Source organism: Nocardia brasiliensis NBRC 14402 (assembly GCF_000308475.2).
Lineage (GTDB): Bacteria > Actinomycetota > Actinomycetes > Mycobacteriales > Mycobacteriaceae > Nocardia > Nocardia brasiliensis.
The window spans coordinates 23,782-44,195 of the sequence record NZ_BAFT02000030.1; the positions used below are offsets into that span (position 1 = coordinate 23,782).

The window sequence follows — 20,414 nt, forward strand, 5'->3', positions numbered from 1 at the left end:
GTCGAACCATGGCAGCACCGGCGACAAAACTCCTGAAGGACCTCGAACCGCTGGCCGCGCCGCAGCGCAGGCGCGCGATCGCCGCCACGGCCTTGCGCCTGAGCGGCACACCCGAGTTCGGCGCACTGCTCGGCGACCTCGGGGCGCGCGGCCACTACGAGCGCGTCCTCGCCATCCAGCTGGCCACGGTCGCCGCCGACCACGCCCACCTGCTCGCTCAACTCGATTCGGCGGAAGCGGAATTCGGCTGCCGCGCACTCGCCGGGCTGGTGCGCATCGGCATCGCCCCGGCGGAACTGGTCGCCCGGGTGCCGCGATTGCCGCAGCGCGTCCGGCGCACGCTGTTTCGCGCGATCGGGCGTCGTTCGGCAGGCCCCGAGCCGGCCGATGCGCTATTGCCCGAGATCAGAACGCATTTCGGCGATACCGAGGCGGCGCATATCCTGCCGTACTGTTCCGCGGCGGTGGTCGCCGAATACCTGCCACGGCTCGACTACGCCACGTCGAATTGGCGCACGCTGCACCGCAAACACTCCGATCTCGTGCTCAGTTATCTGGAGGGCCTCGCCGCGCTGGCCGGGGAAGCGGAGTGGCCGCACCTGTGGCCGTGGGTCGCCGCGGGCGCCGACACCGGCGCACTACGCCACCCGGACCGGCTGCTCGCCCTCGCCGCCCGCGCGGTCCGGTATGTGCCGCTCACCGGACTGCACCGTATCGTCGGCGCGCTGGCCAGGCACGACGTGGACGCGGTCGGCGCTTTGATCCTGCATCCGAGTGGGCGCGGCTCCGGTCTGACCGGACGTGCCCTGTTCACCGCGTTGCGCGAACTACCGGACGACCGGCTGATCGCCTTGTGCGCCGCCTACCCGGACCACCAGCGACGGGCCTTCCTGCGCACGCTGGCACCGGCGCGGCGGGCCGCGGTGATCCAGGTGTTCATCCGGCCCGGCACCGATCCCGCGCGGGCCGATCTCGACGCGCTGGACCAGCTGCCCCGAGACGAGCGGACGGCGCTCGCCCGGCTGCTGCTCACCAAGCACGGCGGCACCGAGGTCCGAGCCGTCCGCGAGCGCTTGATCGCCCGCCTGCCGTGGGACGAGGCCGAACCCGCACTACGCGAGAGCATTCGCCGGCCGACGGCCGAGGAGCGCGCGCAGGCCTATCCGCTGCTGGTGACCGCCGCGATCGGCAGCCGCGATCCCGCAGCGGTCGGCGCGCTGCTCGACCTGCTGCGCCGACTGCGCAACGAGCAGGACCCGGTGCGGCGCATCGCGTTACAGGCGATCGGCCGGATCCCGCCCACGCTGTTGCGCAGTGCCCACCTGCCCGCGCTGGAAATGCTGACCGCCGATGCCGTACAGGCACGGGACCGGTCGTCCGCGACCATCGACGGCGTCGGCCGGATCGCCCGCACGCTGCTCGTGCACGGAGCCCGCACCGGCGACACCGCCTTCGCGAGCGCGGCCTTACGCATTATCGAAAGCCTTGCCGCACACGAGAGTTCGGTACCGCTGTGGCGGCTGCACCGGGACCTGCCGCGCGGCGCGGACCACCGCGTCTTCGATACCCTGCGCCCCCGGCTCGACAGCGCCGCCGCCCGCGACGAGTGGGATCTCACTTTGCGCCTGGCCCAGGGCCTGGACCGGCGCGCCTGGCAGGTACCGGCGTTGCAGCAGTTGCTCTTACGCGCCTGCGGCGCGCGCGACGACCACGTCATCCGTACCGCCGTCGATCTGGTGCTGGCGAACCCGGCCACCCGCGACGAGCACCTGGCCGTCCTGCTGCACCGTGACCGTTCCCTCATCGCGCTGCCGCGGGTGCGGCAGTTGATCGCGACGCGCCGCACCGACCTCCTCGGCCTGGTCCTCGCCGGGGCGAACCCGGGCCGCTTCGGTTCGCCCAAAGTGCGCATGGTGCCGGACTTTTCGACGGGATTCGGGGGATGGACGCCACGACAGGTCGAACTGTACGCCCGAGCGCTCACCGCGCTGGTGCGGTCGAAGCAGACCGCGCCGTGGGAGAAGGCTTGGGCGATACAGCGTCTGGGTCGCCTACCCGAGAGCGTCGCCCGCCTGCGCGGCTATCCGGACGACCCGGAACTCACGGTGGCCGAGGCCGCGCTCACCGCGCTCGGCCGCAGCGATCCGGCCGCGGCCGCCATCGATGTACTCGGCCGCTACGTGACCGGCGACCGCGCCCGGGTCGCGGTGAGCGGCATGGCTTCCCGCGCCAGGAGCATCGCCCCCGACCGGCTCGCGGTGGCCTTGCGACCACTGCTGGACTCCGCGAAGGTCACCTCCGTGAAAGAGGGCGTGCGTCTGCTGGCGACGTTGCACGCGCCGGCCGCGATGCCCACGCTGCGAGCGCTCTGGGATCGCCCGGAACAGCACCGAGACGTGCGGCGCGCCATCGTCTTCGGCTGCCGTTGGCTGCTGCGGCACGAGGAGGCATGGCAGATCCTGGACGCGGCCGTACGGCTGCCCGAGGTGGCGAGCGAGGTGCTGGCGCTCACCCCCGGCGAGCTTCCGATCGTGCAGCGGCATCGCATGGCCGAACTCGTCCACACGGTGGCCGCCGACCCGGATACCGCGCTCGCCGGAACCGCGCTGCGAGTACTGGGTACCTGGCACCGCTGGGCGCCCGCCGACACCGGCGACCTCCTGGTGCGCAGGCTGACCGACCTCGGCGAGGTCGGGTTGTGGCGGCAGGTGGTGCCCGTGCTCGTGCACGGCGGCTTCCACCCGCGCATTCCGGCGGCCGTCGATCGGCTGCTCGCCTCGGCGGACCTGGTGTCGGCCGATCGTGATCTGCCTGCACGCCAGCGACTCTCGACCTTACTCGACGCGCTGGCCATCGCCGCCGAGAGCTCGGAGCAGGCGCGCACGATCGCCGCGACCGTCGCCACCCGGCTCGCGCACGAGCCCGGCTGGCAACGTGCGGCCATCGATCTGCGGCTCACCCGGATCCAGTGGGCCGAAGCGGATTCCGGGGTGCTGGCCATCCGGCAGGCGTGTGCGCACGCGCACGGCGCACTGCTGACCTACCCGGCGCAACGGCTGCGGTCCCGGCTGGCGGCCGCACCGAATGTCGTTGACGCGGACACCATGGCAGCGGTGGTACGGGCGGTATCCGCCGACTCGACCGCGGCGGCCCTGTGTGCGCTGACGTTGATCTCGCAGTGCGGCACGCACTTCGGCTGGACCGCGGACTGGGCCGAACTACTCGCCCGAATGCGGTCGCACGAGCAGGAGGATGTGCGGTTCGCCGCGCACGAGGTCTTCACCGTTGCGGAGTGATTGCGGAGGGCGGGTTTTCAGCGGGCGTGCCGCGCCAGTCGACCACGCGGCACGCCGGGCGAGGCGCCCCGTTGCGCCCGCCGTCACTGTGCGACAACGTGAATGCCCGGGCGAAATCACTGGTCGGATGATTGCGCCCGGCACGTCGCCTATAGGGCTGTGACGCCGTCGGGTCCGAGCGTCACTTTCACGAAGGCAATCGACGACGGCCACCGGCCACGTCGGTTACCAAATCAGTGTACCCGTCAACGAGTTCGGCCAAGTGATACCAATGTTTATGGGTATTGTCGCTGCGCGCACCCTCGGTGTCGATGGCTTGATTGGCGTCCACCCAGCTGCGGGCCATTCGATCCACCACCGCGCCGAGGCTTTCGGTGTGCAGCGACGCGCCATTGCGATGCTGGGGTATCTCCTTGCCGATCCAGTCATTGATGTCGTCTACCAGTTCGCTTCTGCGGCAGTCGATTTCGATGATCAGAGCGGAGTCTCCGACCTGTCGCCGCCGGGCGTGTAGCTCGGCGAGCGCATGTGCCGAGCGCAGCATTTCCCGGTCCTGGAAACGGCGCCCCTGAAAGGCACACAACAATTGCGGAGCAGTCGGCAGTACCCCCACCGTTGGCGCACTCATGCCTCCACCCCGACTTCACCCGACACCAACGCGCTTTGTACCAACATAATTGGCTCTCGATTCGGTTATCCCGGTCATCGGATCGGTTGTTCACAACTAGGCTAGCTGGATCATGCTCTTACAGATGCAAGAACGCAAGAGTGCGTCCGCATTGCTGCACCAACTGTGTCCTAACGCCGTTTCACTGCCCATCACTGCACTGCCGCAACAACTTAGGGCCAGCACCGGCAGCGCCGGGACCAGCGATTTCGACTAGCAGACCGATCGGCCTGGCTACGGTCGCGCAATCGTGAGCTACCGACCGGTTCGTCTCGGAACGGAGACAAAACGGGCTCGAAAGCCGCAGCTTTCGAGCCCGTGCCGGGAACCGAGAAGTGGAATCGGCGTTCAACGCATCCTGGTGAAAGTCGCGTAGTGATCGCCTGTGTACCAGGCGGAGTGATCGCTGCCGGTGACTATTCGCTCGGCATCGCGGTTGTGCCCGGGCTGTTTGATGTTGACGTCCCACTCCCGGTACGCGATCGTCTTGCCCGCCGCGTCGGCGCGCGGCAGGGTGCCGTCGCGGTTCTGCCAGGTGCCGCCGCCTTTGGTGCCGGAGCCGTCGTCCGGCGGCCAGGTGCCCGCGTCGATGCGTGCGAGCGTGTCCCAGGCTCGCTGCGGAACGCTGGCTCCGACCAGCGTGATCGAGTCGGCCGGCATCGGCCGTGCCGCTTGTTGCGCACCCGTCGACAACCCGAGCACCAAGGTCAGGCCCGCCACCAGCGCGGCAACGGTGATCCCGACACGCTTCGCTATCGATGCCACCCCAATCATAGGCGCAGAACCTACTGCCCCGAGCCGAACACCAGGTTTCCGCAGGTTTCCGTGCGGTGAAGATTGGGGTGCCGAGGGCGGGCATGAAATGTCATGTGTGCCCGCAAACCTCGGTTCCGCGCAGCATGGAACGGGGTACGCTCTGATTTTCGCTGGCGCACATCGGAGGGATGTTGTCATGGCAGGCAAGCGCACCGTCCTGACCGTGCGATTGCGCAGATTGGCCGCGATGCTGCACGAGATGCGCGAACACGCCGGGCTCAGCAAAGAAGAGGTCAGCGCGAAAACCGGCATCAACGTCACCACGCTGTATCGGATCGAGACCGCGCAGGCTCGGCCGCAACGGCGCACCCTGCAGGCGATGCTCGACCTGTACGGCGTGAGCGAGGAGCAGCGCGAGGACGCCAGCGAACTACTGTCGGACGCACTCAAGCCCGGTATGTCGCGGGCTTACGAGGGCAGCGTCTCCGAGGTCTACGCGGCCTACATCAACTTCGAGGCCGAGGCGCTGTCCGCGCGGCACTACCAGACCTCCACCATTCCTGGACTACTACAGACCATGGAGTACGCGACCGCGGTGATCGACACCTCGATGCCGAAGGTGGAGGCGTCGGTGATGGAGGACCGTGCCCGCGCCAGGATGGACCGCGCCGCCAACCTCACCAAAGAGGAACCGCTCGAGCTGTGGGTGGTGATGGACGAGGCGGCGATCCGGCGTACCGTCGGCGGGCCCGCGGTGATGCGCGGCCAGCTGGACCGGCTGCTCCAGGAAACCAAGCGCAAGAACGTGATTCTGCAGATCCTGCCGTTCGACGCGGGCGCCCACCCCGGGATGGCGGGCTCGTTCACGCTGCTCGACTTCCACGACCCGGCCGATCCGGAACTGGTCTACGTGGAGGGCATCGCGGGCGACGAACTGATCGAGGGCCATCCCGAGATCCGGCGCTTCGGCGTGATCTTCGACCAGTTGCGTGCCATGGCCCTGAGCCCTCGCGATTCCGCGGCGATGATCACCGACGCCGCGGGCAAGATGGGCTGACTAGGCGCGGCTGGCCCGGCGGTAGCCGACGGCCGCAGGCACCGCGAACAGCACGATCGCCCCCACCGACCACGCCACCGTGGCGAGCAGCGGCGCCCGGACCGCCCCGCCGAGGGACAACCCGCGCATCGCGTCGATCGCATGGGTCATCGGTTGATGCGCGACGATCGGCTGCGCCCAGCGCGGATACGCGCTCAGCGGCGCGAAACCCGTGCTGAAGAACATCATCAGCGACGAGCCGAGCGAAACCGCCTCCACCAAAGCGGCTTTCGCGGTGCACACGGCGACGGCGGTGACCAGTGTCGCGAAGCCCAGCCCGTAGAGCAGCGGCACGCCGAACAGCGCGAGCCCGGCCAGGACGCCCTGCTCGAAGCGAAACCCGAGCAGGACTCCCACGGTGAACAACACGGTGGTGCACACCAGGATTCGTACCGCTTCGGCGACGATCCGGGACGCCAAGCCGGACGCCCGGTGCACCGGCAGCACCCAGAGCCGGGCCAGCAGTCCCTGGTCGCGCTCCCGGCCCAGCGTGATCGCGCCGGCCAGCGAACCGGACATCACCCCCACCAGGGCCACCATCGGCACCGAACCGTACAGCGCACTGGCACCGGCGAAGATCGAGATCTGCTTGCCGAGCACGGTGTTCAACACGATCAGCAGCAGCGCCGGGAACACCAGCGACTGCACCGTCGTCAACGGATCACGCCCCCAGCGCAGCAGCAACCGCCGCGTCTGGATGACGGTCTGCGGCACCAGCAGTCGCCAGCTCTCGGTCCGTCCGGACACCACCGGCAATGCCGCGGCAGCGCGAGTTCCGGTCATCCCGACCTCCGCCTGGCGACCACGGCACCGAGCCCACCGAACACCAGGAAAAGGCCTACCGCCCAAGCCAATCCGGGCCCGAGCACCGGCCGGCTCACGACACCGGCGTTGCCGCTCGGGTCACCGGCCAGCGCGCGCATCGCGTAGACGAACTGGGACACGGGCTGGTTGCGCGCGAATCCTTGCAGCCAGGAGGGGAATTGGTGAGCCGGTGCCAGACCCGTGGACACCAGGCCGAGAACGAGCTGCGGGAAGATCAGCGCCTGCGAGATCGCCTCGGGCTTGGCGACGATACTGCCGATCAGGTCGGCGCCGAGGGTGAGCGCCAACGCCACCAGCAGCACGAAAGCGACGAAACCTGCCGTCTCCAGCCGGCTTCCGTAGAAGCGCACGCCGATCGCCCAGCCGCATACCAGAGCGACGGCCAGCGAGACGGCGGCACGATACAGCGCCGCGGCGGTCCGTGCGGCCAACGGCACCGCGGACGGCATCGGCAGCGACCCGAACCGCACGGTGAGCCCGTCTCGAGCATCGGTCGCGGCCCGGAACGCGGCCGAGGTCGCGCAGAACGCCACCGCCTGCATCACGATCATCGGCAGCAGGAACTGCGCGTAACTGCTGAGTCCGTGCCCGTATCCGCTCATCACCAGGTTCAGCGGCACATAGAACCCGAGGGTGAACACCGTGGGCGCGACGACCGCAGTGATCAGCTCGCCGTTGCGCCATGACGGCCGCACCAACCGGCAGGTCAGCACCCACCACTGCGCCACCGCGCCGAACCGCGGCCGCGGCGCCACGGTGGGCAGGCTCATTCGCACGCTCTCATCCTGCGACCGCACCCTCTCATCCTGCGGACAACCGCACCGGTTCCCGGGGAACCCGCCCCGGTCCGCATGTCGCGGACGGTTGTCTATGGATACCGAGACAGCGGGCGATCCGGTTCACCAACCGGGCCAGGTTGCGGCGAAAGCCGCATTCGGTCGACTATTTTCACCTGGTTCTGGGTACTTCATCCATCTGTCACACAGAGACCGGGAGGGGAACCATGGCCGACACAACCGCTGAGCGGGCCGCCGAGCCGGAGCTGAAACGGGTGATGGGCCCGGGCTTGCTGCTGCTGTTCGTGGTGGGCGATATTCTCGGGTCGTCGATTTACGCGCTCACCGGCAAAGTCGCGAACGAAGTGGGTGGCGCGGTCTGGGTGCCGTTCGTGGTCTCGTTCCTGGTCGCCCTGGTCACGGCGATGAGCTATCTGGAACTGGTCACCAAATATCCGCACGCGGCGGGCGCGGCCCTCTATACCCACAAGGCTTTCGGCATCCAGTTCTTCACCTTCATGGTGGCGTTCGCGGTGATGAGTTCCGGTATCACCTCGGCGGCGACAGCCTCCCGGGCCTTCGGCGCCAACTTCTCCGCGGCCTTCGATCTCGACCTCGGCCCGGGCGCGGTGATCACGCTGATCGCGCTCGGCTTCATGCTCCTCGTCGCCGCGATCAACCTGCGCGGCGTCAGCGAGGGCGTGAAGCTGAACGTGGTGCTCACCTGCATCGAGCTGACCGGCCTGCTGATCGTCATCGGGATCGGCTGCTGGGCGCTCGGCGTCGGGGACGGCGATTTCAGCCGGATCACCGAATTCGAGACCGGCGACCGGACCGCCGTCGGCGGCGTCATCGCGGCCACCACCCTGGCGTTCTACGCCATGGTCGGTTTCGAGGACTCGGTCAACATGGCCGAGGAGTGCAAGCAGCCGAGCCGGATCTTCCCGAAGGTGCTGCTGGCCGGCCTCGCCATCACCGCGCTCATCTACGTGCTGGTGTCCATCACCGCGGTGGCCCTGGTGCCGATCGCCGAGCTCGGGCAGGGCGACACCCCGCTGTTGCAGGTGGTGAAGGTCGGCGCACCGGCGTTTCCGACCCATGTCTTCGCCTACATCAGCATGATCGCCGTGGCGAACACCGCGCTGATCAACATGCTGATGGCCAGTCGCCTGCTCTACGGCATGGCCAGGCAGGGCGTGCTGCCTCGGCAGCTGGGCCGCGTCCACTCGGGGCGGCGCACGCCGTTCGTGGCGATCCTGTTCACCACCTTGCTCGCGCTCGGACTGATCGCGTTCGTCGGCGAGGTGCCCGAACTCGGCGGGACCACGGCACTGCTGCTGCTCGCGGTGTTCACCGTGGTCAACGTCGCCGTTCTGGTGTTGCGGCGAGATCCGGTCTCGCACGAGCATTTCCGGACGCCGACCGCGCTACCCGTCATCGGCGCGCTGACGTGCGGCTTCCTGGTGACACCGTTCACCGATCGCAATCCGCAGCAGTACGTGATCGCCGGCATGCTGCTCGGTATCGGCGTCGTGCTCTGGGGTGTGAACCACTTCGCGATCAAGCGTCTGCACGCCGAACCGTCCACCGCGGAACCGTCCGCGTAGTGGCCGATCCGACGGCCCGGATCAGCGGGTGACGCGAGGCGAACCGGTGGGTAATGTGTGCCGAGATGACCAGCATGGACGCTCGTTTCGGTGATGCCACCCGAACCGTGCCCCTCCCCAACCCGTGGGATCTGTCCGCGTACCTCGCCGCCGTCGCCGCGCACCGGGGGCGCTCCATCACCCTGCACACCGCGCCGAAGGCGTTGCTGCACGAGATCGGTTGCGGCGCCGGGGGTCTGTGGGTCGCGCGCACGCACGACGACATCATCGTCTACGACGGCGACGCGACCGGACGCAACGCCGACCACATCGTCCTGCACGAGGTGGGGCACATGCTGCTCGGCCACGGCGAGCAGGAGCCGGCCCGCACCGATCCGTTGCCGCCGTCGCTGGCGGTGCTGCTGCCGGCGATGTCACCGCGATCGATCAAACATGTGCTGGGCCGCCGCGATTTCGGCGAGGATCGCGAACGCGAGGCGGAGGTGTTCGCCGATATGACGATGGTCTACGCGATGTTGCCGCGGCGGCGGGCTCGCTCGTTCCGGTTGTTCGGCCGCGGCCGGTAGTCACCGGTCGTCGTAGGGATCGTCCGGTAAGCGGCGGATGCCGTGGCGCAGGTCCTCGACCAGCTGCTGGTAGCCGGCGGCCAGCGCTTCGATGCGCACCCACGCGTCGTAGAAGACGGGTTCCGGGGCATAGGTCAGTGCGGTGCTCGCCTGCGCGGTCATCTCGGCGAGTCGATCCACCAGCCGGCCGACCGTTTCGGGATGTTCGACCGCGGCGAGTTCCGGGACCGGCGTGGCCAGGGTGACCCAGCGATCGATGGTGCGCACCAGCTGGATCCGCCGCCGCTCGATCTTGATCGACTCGGCGGCCGGGGTGCGTTCGCGCGCCAGATGCAGCTGCGCCAGCTCACCGGCGGCCTCCAGCATCGGGTGGTCCGCGTGCGGAAACCCCCGCAGCGCCGCCAGCAGCAGGTACTTGCCGGGGATGACCCGGTCGTTACCCGAACGGTTCACGTCAGCGGCGCCTGACACACATCGATAGCGTGAACGAGAGTGCCCCCCTCCACGTCGTTTTCACCCACTTCCGTCGGTCCGACACGCAGCATTCGCCCAGCTCCCCACCAGTCGGCCGCACGTGCACCGGGCTTCGGCTAACTCTGAGTGACCACACCTTAATCTGCCACTCGGAAGTAATTTCCTGGGGCTATGCCCAACCGACGCGCCGTCGCAGCCAATCCCGGGCAAGTCCGGCGAAACGTCGTTGATGCGTGCGCAGCTTCGGCGAACTCGGTATCACGGGCTTGCGTGAGTTGGTGGCCCAGTATCCACCCATCGCACAGACCACCGCATCGACGGCCCCCGGATCGACCGCGGCGGTGACCGGGTGGGTCGCGATGATCGGGTCGGGGTCGACCCCGGCTGCCGCGAACGACGGCGCCAGCAGGACCAGGTCGAGCCAGGCCGCGCCCCGGCACGCCCACGCCCAGTCGACCACGAGCACCGCCGCGTCCGCCCGCCGCAGCAGATTGCTCGGACTCAGATCGGTATGCAGCAGCGTTTCCCCGGAAGCGGCTGCGAGCCAGGTCTTTTCGAGTTCGGCGAGCCGGTCCAGGTGCCGCAGCGACCAGTCGTCCAAGTCGGTGGGCGGGCCCTGCTCGGCGAAGGTGCGCCACCCGACGAACGCCGAGCCCAGCGCGTCCGCGATGGTCGGTACATGCGGTACCGGGTTCGGTGTCAGCACCTGCGCCATCCGTCCGATGGTGCGCAGCACATCGGCCGACTCCCCCGGCTCGGCCAATCGCGGATGCGCGCCCTCGACCTCGTCGAACGCCGCGACGAACCAGCCGGCGATCTCTTCGCCGAACCGGCACCGCGGCGTCGGCACCCGCTCCGGCAAACACAGCGCCGTCCGTGCCTCCGACCGGTACGCCGTCGCGAGATCGTCCGCGGCGTCGATCGCTTTCACGAAAACCCGTGCGCCGTTTGCCAACCGCACCCGGGCCGCAAGTCCGTGACTGAATCCGCCACGCTGGCCGACGGCGCGCCGCACCGTGCCGCCGAGCCGTTCCTCGATACCCGCGCGGACCTCGTGCGGCAGTTGCCCCCAGTCGATCCGGAAGGCGGTGTCCTCCTCGATCCCGGTCATGCCCACATCCTGTGGGGTGGCCGCGCCGATCTCCAGTGAATAAGTACCTCGATCAACCCGCGTCGGCGAGGTAGTCCGGGCCGCCGACGTAGGTGGTGTGGCCGGACTCCGCGGTCGAGGTGGTGGCTTCGGCTACGGCAGTGGCGAATTCGGCAACGGTGGGCAGCGCGGCCTGCTCGCGCCGAGCCGAGACCGCATCCGGATTCCGGCGTTCCAGCAGTTGCACGATGATCGTGCCGTCGATCATGTCACCGGAAACGATGTGCAGCGGGATATCTCGCGCGGCGAGCTCGGGAATCATCGCCCGCAGCGCGTCCTCACCGGCGCGCTTGCTCGCGGCGATGGGCTCGTAGTCGGCGGGCACCGGCTTGCGGCCGTGGAAGTGCGCCTGATGACTCGTGACGAAGACGATCCTGGCGCCGGATGGCATGTGCGGCAGCGCGAATCGCACCAGCCGGGTCTGCGCGTCCCGGTTGATCGCCATGGCGTAGCCGGGCGCGGCCTGGCGCTCGAGACCGCCCGAGGCATTGAGGACGAGCACGTCGATCCGGCCGAACTGCGCGACGATGCCCTCGATCAAGGCGCGGGCCGAATCCTCGTCGGAGATGTCCGCGCCCGCGGTGGACGCGCTACCTCCGGCGGCCACGATCCCGTCGGCGATCACCTTGGCGCGCTTGAGCTTTTCGCGATAGTTGATGATCACGTGATCACCACCGGCCGCCAGGATCCGGGCCGTTTCCGCTCCGATGCCCCGGGACGCGCCCGTGATCAGAACGACCCTCTGTCCGTCTGCTTCGCCCACCGTCGCCCTCTCGATCGCGGGCCCGGCGGCCCGGCGAATTGCTTCTAATTCAGAACCACTATGGTAGTTCTAAATGAGAAGCGCAAACGGGGCGACGCCACCGAACGGCGGGCGAGATCCGGCGAACGCGCCGGTCCTTGCCGCGATGGAGCTGCTGGGCCAGCGCTGGATGCTGCGCATCCTGTGGGAATTGGAACCGGGCCGCCTCGGCTTTCTCGAGCTGCGCCGGCGCATGGACAACTGCTCGTCGAGCATGCTCTCGGTCCGGCTCCAGCACCTGCAAACCGCGGGCCTGATCGTCAAGAACGCGGACAAGTCCTACGAGTTGACCACCGCCGGAACCGGACTCACCGCCGCGCTGCGCCCGCTCTGGGACTGGTCGCGGCACTGGACGCCCACCGGGGGCGAACCGGCGGTTTGACCTTCGGCCTACTCGAGACTTCATGATGGCCGGGTGGCAGAGTCCGGCAAATTGATCACGATCGGCGTGCTCGCGCGAGCCAGCGGGCTCACGGCGAGCGCGCTGCGCTTCTACGACGACTGCGGGCTCCTGGTGCCCGCCCAGGTCGATCCGCTCACCGGGTACCGGTACTACACCGAGGAGCAACGAGAACGCGCGACGCTGATCCGCAGGCTGCGGGCCATCGAGGTGCCGCTCGACGCGATCGCCGACATCCTGACCGGTGATGTCCGGCGCGCCGAGCAACTGCTGGATCGGCACGTGGCCGACCTGCACCGGCGGGCACGCGCGGCCGAACAGGCCGCGGCGGCGATCAAACAGACGCTGGCCGGCGACCGGGTCACTGTGCCCGCGGCGCTGCTCGCCACGGCGTTCCAGCAGGTACGCGCCGCGACTGCGGTGAATCCCGAAATCTCGGTCCTGGCAGGCATTTCGTTCGAAGTGGACGCCACATCGCTGACGCTGACCGCCACCGATCGATACCGGCTCTCGACCAGGAGCGTGGTGCCGCGGGAGCGCCGGGGAGCGGACTGGTCCCTGGTCGTCGACGCACGCGAACTCGGACCGATCATCGAGTGGCTCGGCGAGCTCGACGAAATCGTCGCGGCGCCAACGGCTCAGGGGCTGAGACTGGTCAGCGGCGATGAACAGCGCTGCTGCGCCGTGATCGACGAGCGGTTCCCGGACTACCGCGCCATGCTGGACGCGCTCGCGCCGGCACGGCTGCGCGTGGTCACGGCCCGTGAACCGCTGCTCGCCGCCCTCGAAAGCGCCTCTGCCACCGTTCGATTCGCGGCCGAGCGCACCGGGCTCATGATTTCGGACGCCCACGGCGCACACCGGCGGTTGCCCGCCGAGCGCACCGGCCCCGATCTCGCCCTGACCTTCACCACCGCGACGCTGCGCTCGGCGATCCACAGCGCGCTCGGCCCGGATCTCATGATCGACATCGCCGCCGCCGACCGGCCGGTCGTCGTCCGTTCCGCCACCGACGGCGACCTCACCACCCTTGTCATGCCCACCCGTCCCACCGCACCGGAGGAGAACCAATGACCACGACCGACACCACCATGACCGCCATCACCCACGCGGTGGAACTCGGCCGGGACGGACAGCCCGACGCCGCCCGCACCGCACTGCTGGACCTCTGGAATTCCCTTGGCCCCCAGGGGGATCCGCTGCACCGCTGCGCACTCGCGCACTACCTGGCCGACCTGCACGACGACCCGGCCGAGGCGCTCACCTGGGATATCCGCGCCCTCGATGCGGCCGACAGCCTGACCGATGCCCGGGCCCAGCAGTACCACTCGTCGCTGCAGGTCCGCGGCTTCTATCCGTCGCTGCACCTGAACCTCGCGGACAATTACCGCAGGCTCGGCTCGTTCGCCGCCGCCCGCCGCGAAATCGCCGCCACCCGTACGACATTGCCGGACCTGCCGGACAGCCCCTACCGCACGGTCATCCACACCGCGCTCGGCGAAGTGGAAACAGCCGTGCGGGCCGGCGACACCAGCCCACGCGCGTCTGCCCCGACCGGTCGACCGGATGCCGGTGAATAGGGCGACGCTTTCTGTTCCAGCGAGAGAATGAGGCCGCCGTTCAGGTAAAGCTACCCTTATTGCCGACGGGATTCGGCGGTATGTGAAACCCCCGGGAACCAACAGGTTTAGGCTGTGCGCCGTGGTCGAATCCCAACCGCCAATCGCACCCCATCCCGATATCGCCCCCTTGGCTGCGCTGCTCGGCACCTGGCGCGGCAACGGACACGGCGAATACCCGACCATCCAGCCGTTCGACTATCTGGAAGAAGTCCGGTTCGGTCATCTCGGCCGGCCGTTCCTCACCTACCGGCAGCGCACCCGCGCGGCCGACGACGGCCGCCCGATGCACGCCGAAACCGGATATCTGCGCTGCCCGCGTCCGGATCGGGTGGAATTGATCTTGGCCCATCCCACCGGGATCACCGAAATATGCGAGGGCGCACTGACGGTCGACGACGGTGCGCTGCACCTGGAATTCGACTCGACCAGTATCGGCCGTTCCAGTACCGCGAAACTCGTTACCGCACTCGGCCGTACCTTTCAGGTCAAGGGCGACACGATCGACTACACGGTGCGCATGGCCGCGGTCGGCGAGCCGCTGCAACACCACCTCGCCGCCACCCTGATCCGCGCCGAGTAGCCCGGAAAAATCTCTCCCGATTCGATGGAACCGAACGCCGTCGTGTCGCGTCGAACCAGTATCGGACCCGGACGGCCGCCGACGACGTCGTCCTCCGGAGTAGCCGATCCGGTACCGGACGACGACAACGGGAGGACCCGATGGCCGAAGAGCTCCGAGTACGGCCCGATCAGCTGGACGAGTTCGCCGCCACACTAGGCGACCTGGCGGGCCAGGTCGGCTCCGCGAAGGACTACGCGGCCACCTGGTTCGCCTTCGGCGACCACGACGGCCGGATCTATGCGCAGGTCAAAGGCATGCTCGAGGAAGTACGCCGGAATCTCGAGTCCAATTACATCCACCTGCGGGTGCTGAGCGAGACAGCGTCGACGGAACTCGCCAACAGTGCCGAGATGTACCGGACCACCGATCTGGCCACGGCGATCCGCCTGGACCGCACCTACGTCGGGGTGCCGAAGTGACCGGCCCGGCGGCGGCCCTGCAGGTTCCCGAGGCCACCGATCCGCTGCCCGGCTGGATTCCCTTCTTCCTCGGCGGGAACTACGTCTCCCCGGCCTACTACATCGGTCAGGCCATCCAGAGCATCACCGGCACCGATGTATTCGGCCTGGCCTCGGAGTTCGTCGCGGGCGACTGGGCGGGGGTGAAGCAGGCCGCGGACGCCGCGGGAAACCTGGCCGGATTCAACGCCGCCTTCCACGATTCGCTGGAGACCGAGTGCCAGCGCCTGCTGTCCGAGTCGTGGCGCGGCAACGCCGCCGACCAAGCCCGCGGCTACTTCCACCATCTCGCGGGCGGCGTCGAATTCCAGGTCACGGCACTCCGGGAGATCGAACGCACGCTGAACAACATCGGCAACTCCATGCTCAACCTGGCTCGGCTGCTCGGCGACCTGCTGCAGGACATCGTCGATTGGACGATCATGTGGCTGGCCGAAATGGCCGCGGCCACGGTGCTGTCCTCGACGCTCGTCGGCGCTCCCGGCGCGGCCGCGGCCGCCGCGGTGGCCGCCGCCCACGCCGTGATGATCTTCGCCCGATTCGAGCAGATCCTGACCGTGACGACGGGCGCGTTCAAAACCGTCGTCGGCCTCGGCGCCACCGCACTGGAACTGTCCAACAGACCGCCGAGCGAGCTGCCGCCGCTGGGCACCGCGACCTACGACCACCCGGGAGCGTGACCGAATGCCGCAGCAACCCGAAGTCGTCTTCGATGTGGCGCAGGGCGATCTCGGCGCCGCACGCCACCTGCGCCGCTCGCTCGAGGTGCTCGCGTCCTCGACCGCGGACCCGGAATTGCGCCGCACCCTCGGCGAGGTGCTCGCCGGCCGGGCGAGCATGCGCGAGTTCGGCAAATCCGACGGGTTCGCGCGACTGCTCGACGGTATCGCCCAGGGCATGTTCCATCGTGCCGGCGCGATGTCGGCGGCCGAGCGCGAACGACTGGCCGCGCTCGGGCAAGCGGAATTGGATCAGCTGCGCGAGTCCGGCGCGTCGCACGAGCAATCCGAACCCCAGGCGGCGGTGCGGCCCGACACACCGAACCGCGACCCGATCGCCGACCCGGGCGAGCCGGACGCGGACGACCGGTACTTCGAGGACCATCGGCGCCGTGGCTGGCTCGAATAACCGCTACCGGAGCAGATTCGACCTGCCGTTTCCCGGCGGATGGGATCGGCGGGCGTTCTACTCATATCGGTACGCGGTCCTGCCGTGCTGCGTCGCGGTGGTACTGCTCATTCCGCTCAGCGCGGCCGTGCTCGGGCTCGGCCGCCTGGTGCACGGCACAGCCGACGCGGGCACCCTGCTCGGCGCCGCGATCTGGACCGCGGTGACCGCGGGCGTGCTCTGCGCGCTGTGGCGAGCCTGGCCGAAAGACGCCGTGGTACAGGCGAGCACCGTGCTCACCGGCCCCGAAGCCCAGTCCGCGCTGGCGATCCCGGTGCGGCTGCCGTCCAGGATCCGGCCGGTGGCGCTGGCCACGGGCGGCGTGCTGCTGATCGGATGCGGCGCATGGTTCATGGCCTGGAAATTCGGCACCGATCCGTCGCTCGGATATCTCGTATGTGCGGGGCTGAGTGCCGCGGGCGCATTGTGTCTTTTCCTGGCACGCCATACATTTCGGCCGCACGTGACGCGAGCGAATACCGGAATACTGCTCACCCCGCGGCAATTGCGCACCGACCACGGCGCCGGCCCGGTCGTGCTCGACTGGACCGATATTTCCGGCATTCACGCCGCCCATGTCCGCAACAGTCCGGCCGCGCTCGCTACCGCCGCGGCGACAAACATGATCGTCGTCCTGGTCGATGATCCCGCAGTACTCGGTCCGGACGATCCGACGACCACACCGGACGAACGTTTCCCCGATGCGGGCTACCTCGCCTATGAAATACCCCATCAGCAAATCGACACCGACCCCACCCTGGTGTTCCACGCACTGCGTTATTACCTGCACCACGGAGAGCTCCGCCGCGAACTCGGCACCGAGGCCGCGTTGCGCCGATTCCGAAGGGGACATTTCGCCGCCCCGGGCGATTCCGGCGCCTCGACAGAACAGACCGATCCGGCAAAATCCGGATAGCGTCCGCTCGAGCGCAAAGAGTGCGCGATTTTATCTGTCCGAATGGCCCGTTCCGTGTACTTGTTCCAGCATCGATGGATTTCGCGACAAGGTCGCGCGCCAGCTGGGTAGTCTCACCGCAGACCATTCGAGAATGTGACCCATACCACTATGGCCCACGCTGTGCCATCGGCCACATGTCCTTGTTCACCGAATCGCCCAGAGATTACGGTTCGATCAGCCAGCAAACTTTCAGTCAACTTCGCGTGGCGAACCCACTCGATGCAAGAACCCCGTCGACACCCCTGACCTGAGGGAGCCGAACAATGAAGCGTTCCACCACCGTTCTGGCCAGCGTCGCCATCATTCTCGGGGGCGCGGCGACCGTCGAGATCCTGGACGGCGGTGATGCCGGCGCCATCATTCTGGAGCACGGCGCGTCCTCCAGCAATCAGCAGGCCGGCCCCGGCAGCACCCAGCGGTAGCCGCCGTCAGTAACCACCGGGCAACGCGGCGAACATATCGCGGGTGACCGCGACCGCGTTGTCTGAACTACCGCCCTTGACCAGCAAAGTCGCGAACGCCATATCCCCGCGATAGCCGACGAACCATGAGTGCGACCCGCCCTCCACCTCGGCCTCGCCGGTTTTTCCGTACACCTCGCCCTGGTCGGCGATCCGCTCGGCGGTGCCGCCGGTGACCACCCGGCGCATCATCGCGCGCAGGCCGGCGATCACCGCCGGGTCGGGCGCGTCGCCGGGATCATCGATGGTCGTGGTGCGACCCGCGATCAGGTACGGCACCGGCAGCGAGCCGTGCGCGATCGTCGCCGCCATCAGCGCCATGCCGAACGGGCTGACCACCACCTTGCCCTGGCCGATGCCGTCCTCGGTGCGCTGCACCAGTTCATCCGCGGGCGGTACCGACCCGGTGAACGTCGGCAGACCCGCGATCGTGTAGCCGGTGCCGAGTCCGAATTTCATCGCGGCGTTGTGCAGGGCGGTACCCGGCAATCTGCTGGCTATGGTCGCGAACGAGGTGTTGCACGACCGCTCGTACGCCGTGATCATCGGTACGTCCCCGACGGTGAAGAGATTGTAGTTGGGAATCATGCGCTCGCCGATGGTGATTCGGCTCGGGCAGGGCAGCACCGTGTCCGGCGTCGCGATACCGGTGGACATCGCCGCGGCCGCGGTCACCGTCTTGAACACCGAGCCGGGCGGATACTGACCGATGGTCGCCACCGGCCCGTCCCGATCGGCCGCCTTGTTCTGCGCGATCGCCAGGATCGCGCCGGTGGAGGGCCGCAGCACCACCATCATGGTCTGGTCGGGGCGCAGGTCGACCGCGCGTTGCGCGGCGTTCTGCACGTTGCGGTCCACGCTGAGCGAGAACGACGGCGCAGGTTGCGCCGGCACCTCGGTGAGCACGTCGGTATCGGCGCCGTTGGCGTTCATGGTGACCACGCTCCAGCCCGCCTTGCCGTCGACCTCCGCGATCACCGTCTTGCGCACCTGCGCGAGCAGGTCCGGCGCGAAATTGCGATCGGTGGGCACCAGATCCCATTCGGAGGTGAGCTGCACTCCTGGCAAACCGATGAGATCGGTACTCACCTGGTCGAATTCGTTCTCGTTGAGCACCATGACGGTGTACGCGCCCGGAGTAGCGGTGGCCGCGTCCCGGATGGCTTCGGGGGTGAGCTTCGGATCGAAGCGGTTCAGCGCGGCCGCCAGGGCCGTTGCCACCGCGCCGGGATCGGGCGCGCTCGCCGCGGTGAACGCGACCCGGGACACCTTGCCGGGCACCAGCACATCGCTGCCCGCCTGCTCGTTCACCCGGGCCCGCGGCGCGGGCGTGGCACGCAGCGCGAGCGTCTGGGTGTTGCCGAGATTCGGGTGGATGTTCGAGGAGGTCCAGCGCACCACCCAGCGGCCTTCGCTGCGGCCCATCTGCAATTGGCCGGTGTAGCGCCAGGTCCGGTTCTTGGGCAGCCGCCACTCGTAGGTGTAGTCGACGGTCGCGGTGTCGCCGCTGACCCGCGCCGAGCCGGTGCGCGCGTCCAGTCCCTCCGCCTGCAACTGGTCCCACGCGGAATTCAGTGCGGCGGTGGCCTTTTCGGGTTGGTTGGTGAGCCGGGCCGCGGCCGCCGGGTCGCGCGAGGCGAAGGCTTCGACGAAATCGTCGGCGACCGGCGTCGGTCCCTGCGGACCGCCGCCACAGCCGACGGCGGACAGCGTGAGCACCGCCACGCTCAGCGCGCCGAGCAGCGATTTTCGCAACGGTACCGTCCTGGTCTGCATCGGCACCGATGGTAGTGGCCACCTCCGGGCAAACCCCGGCGGCACACCGTGTTTCAGTCGAGCAGGATAGTGGAGAAGGTCGCGATCTGCCGGAATCCGACGCGGCTGTAGGCCCGGCGGGCGATCGCGTTGTAATCGTTGACGTACAGGCTCGCGGTCCGTCCGGAGGCCACCACGGCGTTCGCGATGGCCGCAGTGCCTGCGGTGCCGCGCCCGCTGCCTCGATGTTCCGGATGCACCCAGACACCTTGGATCTGACCGGTGCGCCGCGACAGCGCCCCCACCTCCGCCTTGAACACGACCTCGCCGTCCTCGAAACGTGCCCAGGCCCGGCCGGATTCGATCAAGCTCTGAATGCGCCGCCGATATCCGCGGCCGCCGTCACCCGCACGCGGATCGACGCCGACCTCCTCGATGAACATGGCGATCGCCGCACCGAGATAGCGATCTATTTCGTCCGGGCGCACCCGGCGCACATTCGGATCAGGAGTCGCCAGTGGCGGTTGCGCGAGCGCGAGCAATGGTTGCTCGCCGCGTAATTCGCGTTCCGGACCCCAATGACCAGCCAGCATTTCCCACAGCGGCAAAGCCAATTCGCGCCGCCCGACCACCGAGGACGCTATTCGAGGCCAGCGCACGGCACGATCGGCGAAGGCGCGCAACGCGTCGTGGTCGCCACGCAACGGCACCAGATTCGCGCCGGAGAAACACAGCGATTCCGACGGCCCGCCGCGGCTCCACAATTCACCCTGCCCGCAGCGCGCGGCATCGAGGCCGAATTCCTGGAGCCGGGCCGCGACCATACACGAGGCCACCGGATCGGCGTCCAGAACTCGAAGGACCTGCGCCAGGTCCCGATTCGCGAGCTGCCGCGCGGGGACATATTTCGCCCTTCGCGTCGGCTCCAGCAGACTCCGCACGTTGACAGCCTGCCA

22 protein-coding genes are annotated in these 20,414 nt (G+C 68.5%); 13 read left to right on the plus strand and 9 right to left on the minus strand.

The window, feature by feature from the left end:
- Nucleotides 1–8: 8 nt before the first annotated feature.
- Nucleotides 9–3,296 carry a hypothetical protein gene (locus tag TY25_RS08445; RefSeq protein WP_042255361.1) on the plus strand — a complete coding sequence of 1,096 codons (3,288 nt, stop codon included), beginning with the start codon at nucleotides 9–11 and terminating at the stop codon, nucleotides 3,294–3,296.
- Nucleotides 3,297–3,483: 187 nt separating this feature from the next.
- Here the strand turns inward: TY25_RS08445 and TY25_RS08450 are convergent, their stop codons facing one another.
- Both TY25_RS08450 and TY25_RS08455 read right to left on the minus strand, forming a co-directional pair.
- Nucleotides 3,484–3,840 (minus strand): DUF4254 domain-containing protein, encoded by a 357-nt coding sequence (locus tag TY25_RS08450; protein WP_029895816.1) that lies wholly within the window; start codon nucleotides 3,838–3,840, stop codon nucleotides 3,484–3,486.
- Between the two features lie 471 nt (nucleotides 3,841–4,311).
- Nucleotides 4,312–4,737 (minus strand): guanyl-specific ribonuclease, encoded by a 426-nt coding sequence (locus TY25_RS08455; protein WP_042255362.1) that lies wholly within the window; start codon nucleotides 4,735–4,737, stop codon nucleotides 4,312–4,314.
- A 178-nt stretch (nucleotides 4,738–4,915) separates the two neighbouring features.
- On the opposite strand from TY25_RS08455, the gene TY25_RS08460 reads away from it, so the two are divergent.
- Complete coding sequence (locus TY25_RS08460) at nucleotides 4,916–5,776, plus strand: helix-turn-helix domain-containing protein (RefSeq protein ID WP_042255363.1); 861 nt, start codon at nucleotides 4,916–4,918, stop codon at nucleotides 5,774–5,776.
- Here TY25_RS08460 and TY25_RS08465 read toward each other — a convergent pair whose 3' ends face one another.
- Together TY25_RS08465 and TY25_RS08470 are read right to left on the minus strand one after the other, a co-directional pair.
- Nucleotides 5,777–6,598, minus strand: a complete 822-nt coding sequence (locus TY25_RS08465; protein ID WP_042255364.1) for an ABC transporter permease — start codon at nucleotides 6,596–6,598, stop codon at nucleotides 5,777–5,779. It abuts the gene before it with no gap.
- Nucleotides 6,595–7,410: an ABC transporter permease gene (locus tag TY25_RS08470; RefSeq protein ID WP_042255365.1), complete on the minus strand. Its 816-nt coding sequence runs from the start codon at nucleotides 7,408–7,410 to the stop codon at nucleotides 6,595–6,597. Before TY25_RS08470 ends, TY25_RS08465 begins: the two co-directional genes overlap by 4 nt.
- A 233-nt stretch (nucleotides 7,411–7,643) precedes the next feature.
- Here TY25_RS08470 and TY25_RS08475 point away from each other — a divergent pair, with 233 nt between their 5' ends.
- Nucleotides 7,644–9,023 (plus strand): APC family permease, encoded by a 1,380-nt coding sequence (locus TY25_RS08475; protein ID WP_042255366.1) that lies wholly within the window; start codon nucleotides 7,644–7,646, stop codon nucleotides 9,021–9,023.
- A gap of 65 nt (nucleotides 9,024–9,088) precedes the next feature.
- A complete protein-coding gene (locus TY25_RS08480) occupies nucleotides 9,089–9,589 on the plus strand; it encodes a hypothetical protein (RefSeq protein WP_226887228.1) in 501 nt (166 codons plus the stop codon).
- Here the strand turns inward: TY25_RS08480 and TY25_RS08485 are convergent, their stop codons facing one another.
- The 3 genes from TY25_RS08485 to TY25_RS08495 form a co-directional block, all read right to left on the minus strand.
- Entirely contained in the window at nucleotides 9,590–10,042 is a 453-nt protein-coding gene (locus TY25_RS08485) for a hypothetical protein (RefSeq protein WP_042255368.1), read from the minus strand.
- A 190-nt stretch (nucleotides 10,043–10,232) separates the two neighbouring features.
- Nucleotides 10,233–11,174: a phosphotransferase gene (locus TY25_RS08490; protein ID WP_042255369.1), complete on the minus strand. Its 942-nt coding sequence runs from the start codon at nucleotides 11,172–11,174 to the stop codon at nucleotides 10,233–10,235.
- 52 nt (nucleotides 11,175–11,226) lie between these two features.
- Entirely contained in the window at nucleotides 11,227–11,946 is a 720-nt protein-coding gene (locus TY25_RS08495; RefSeq protein WP_081868760.1) for an SDR family oxidoreductase, read from the minus strand.
- 103 nt (nucleotides 11,947–12,049) lie between these two features.
- Between TY25_RS08495 and TY25_RS08500 the strand changes: the two genes are divergently transcribed.
- The 9 genes from TY25_RS08500 to TY25_RS42505 all read left to right on the plus strand — a co-directional run bounded on the left by TY25_RS08500 (nucleotide 12,050) and on the right by TY25_RS42505 (nucleotide 17,664).
- Nucleotides 12,050–12,397 (plus strand): winged helix-turn-helix transcriptional regulator, encoded by a 348-nt coding sequence (locus tag TY25_RS08500; RefSeq protein WP_042255371.1) that lies wholly within the window; start codon nucleotides 12,050–12,052, stop codon nucleotides 12,395–12,397.
- Between the two features lie 33 nt (nucleotides 12,398–12,430).
- Nucleotides 12,431–13,489, plus strand: a complete 1,059-nt coding sequence (locus TY25_RS08505) for a DNA polymerase III subunit beta family protein (protein WP_042255372.1) — start codon at nucleotides 12,431–12,433, stop codon at nucleotides 13,487–13,489.
- A complete protein-coding gene (locus tag TY25_RS08510) occupies nucleotides 13,486–13,995 on the plus strand; it encodes a hypothetical protein (RefSeq protein ID WP_042255373.1) in 510 nt (169 codons plus the stop codon). Before TY25_RS08505 ends, TY25_RS08510 begins: the two co-directional genes overlap by 4 nt.
- A gap of 121 nt (nucleotides 13,996–14,116) precedes the next feature.
- Entirely contained in the window at nucleotides 14,117–14,617 is a 501-nt protein-coding gene (locus TY25_RS08515) for a peroxynitrite isomerase (RefSeq protein ID WP_014986983.1), read from the plus strand.
- Between the two features lie 140 nt (nucleotides 14,618–14,757).
- A complete protein-coding gene (locus tag TY25_RS08520) occupies nucleotides 14,758–15,078 on the plus strand; it encodes a type VII secretion target (RefSeq protein ID WP_042255374.1) in 321 nt (106 codons plus the stop codon).
- Nucleotides 15,075–15,797 carry a WXG100 family type VII secretion target gene (locus TY25_RS08525; RefSeq protein ID WP_042255375.1) on the plus strand — a complete coding sequence of 241 codons (723 nt, stop codon included), beginning with the start codon at nucleotides 15,075–15,077 and terminating at the stop codon, nucleotides 15,795–15,797. The genes TY25_RS08520 and TY25_RS08525 overlap by 4 nt, the downstream gene beginning before the upstream one ends.
- Nucleotides 15,798–15,801: 4 nt before the next feature.
- A complete protein-coding gene (locus tag TY25_RS40405) occupies nucleotides 15,802–16,245 on the plus strand; it encodes a hypothetical protein (RefSeq protein WP_052382872.1) in 444 nt (147 codons plus the stop codon).
- A complete protein-coding gene (locus tag TY25_RS08535) occupies nucleotides 16,229–17,200 on the plus strand; it encodes a hypothetical protein (protein ID WP_042255376.1) in 972 nt (323 codons plus the stop codon). Before TY25_RS40405 ends, TY25_RS08535 begins: the two co-directional genes overlap by 17 nt.
- Nucleotides 17,201–17,505: 305 nt before the next feature.
- Nucleotides 17,506–17,664: a hypothetical protein gene (locus tag TY25_RS42505; RefSeq protein ID WP_156055067.1), complete on the plus strand. Its 159-nt coding sequence runs from the start codon at nucleotides 17,506–17,508 to the stop codon at nucleotides 17,662–17,664.
- A gap of 6 nt (nucleotides 17,665–17,670) precedes the next feature.
- Here the strand turns inward: TY25_RS42505 and TY25_RS08540 are convergent, their stop codons facing one another.
- Nucleotides 17,671–19,479 (minus strand): penicillin-binding transpeptidase domain-containing protein, encoded by a 1,809-nt coding sequence (locus tag TY25_RS08540; protein WP_042255377.1) that lies wholly within the window; start codon nucleotides 19,477–19,479, stop codon nucleotides 17,671–17,673.
- 53 nt (nucleotides 19,480–19,532) lie between these two features.
- Nucleotides 19,533–20,399 carry a GNAT family N-acetyltransferase gene (locus TY25_RS08545; protein WP_081868756.1) on the minus strand — a complete coding sequence of 289 codons (867 nt, stop codon included), beginning with the start codon at nucleotides 20,397–20,399 and terminating at the stop codon, nucleotides 19,533–19,535.
- Nucleotides 20,400–20,414: the final 15 nt, after the last annotated feature.

Coding starts and splice junctions, on each gene's coding strand:
- TY25_RS08475 (WP_042255366.1), top strand. CDS start 7,644: ATGGCCGACACAACCGCTGAGCGGGCCGCCGAGCCGGAGCTGAAACGG.
- TY25_RS08445 (WP_042255361.1), top strand. CDS start 9: ATGGCAGCACCGGCGACAAAACTCCTGAAGGACCTCGAACCGCTGGCC.
- TY25_RS08450 (WP_029895816.1), bottom strand. CDS start 3,840: ATGCTGCGCTCGGCACATGCGCTCGCCGAGCTACACGCCCGGCGGCGA.
- TY25_RS08455 (WP_042255362.1), bottom strand. CDS start 4,737: ATGATTGGGGTGGCATCGATAGCGAAGCGTGTCGGGATCACCGTTGCC.
- TY25_RS08500 (WP_042255371.1), top strand. CDS start 12,050: ATGAGAAGCGCAAACGGGGCGACGCCACCGAACGGCGGGCGAGATCCG.
- TY25_RS08540 (WP_042255377.1), bottom strand. CDS start 19,479: ATGCAGACCAGGACGGTACCGTTGCGAAAATCGCTGCTCGGCGCGCTG.
- TY25_RS08510 (WP_042255373.1), top strand. CDS start 13,486: ATGACCACGACCGACACCACCATGACCGCCATCACCCACGCGGTGGAA.
- TY25_RS08470 (WP_042255365.1), bottom strand. CDS start 7,410: ATGAGCCTGCCCACCGTGGCGCCGCGGCCGCGGTTCGGCGCGGTGGCG.
- TY25_RS08520 (WP_042255374.1), top strand. CDS start 14,758: ATGGCCGAAGAGCTCCGAGTACGGCCCGATCAGCTGGACGAGTTCGCC.
- TY25_RS40405 (WP_052382872.1), top strand. CDS start 15,802: ATGCCGCAGCAACCCGAAGTCGTCTTCGATGTGGCGCAGGGCGATCTC.
- TY25_RS08465 (WP_042255364.1), bottom strand. CDS start 6,598: ATGACCGGAACTCGCGCTGCCGCGGCATTGCCGGTGGTGTCCGGACGG.
- TY25_RS08490 (WP_042255369.1), bottom strand. CDS start 11,174: ATGACCGGGATCGAGGAGGACACCGCCTTCCGGATCGACTGGGGGCAA.
- TY25_RS42505 (WP_156055067.1), top strand. CDS start 17,506: ATGAAGCGTTCCACCACCGTTCTGGCCAGCGTCGCCATCATTCTCGGG.
- TY25_RS08480 (WP_226887228.1), top strand. CDS start 9,089: ATGACCAGCATGGACGCTCGTTTCGGTGATGCCACCCGAACCGTGCCC.
- TY25_RS08460 (WP_042255363.1), top strand. CDS start 4,916: ATGGCAGGCAAGCGCACCGTCCTGACCGTGCGATTGCGCAGATTGGCC.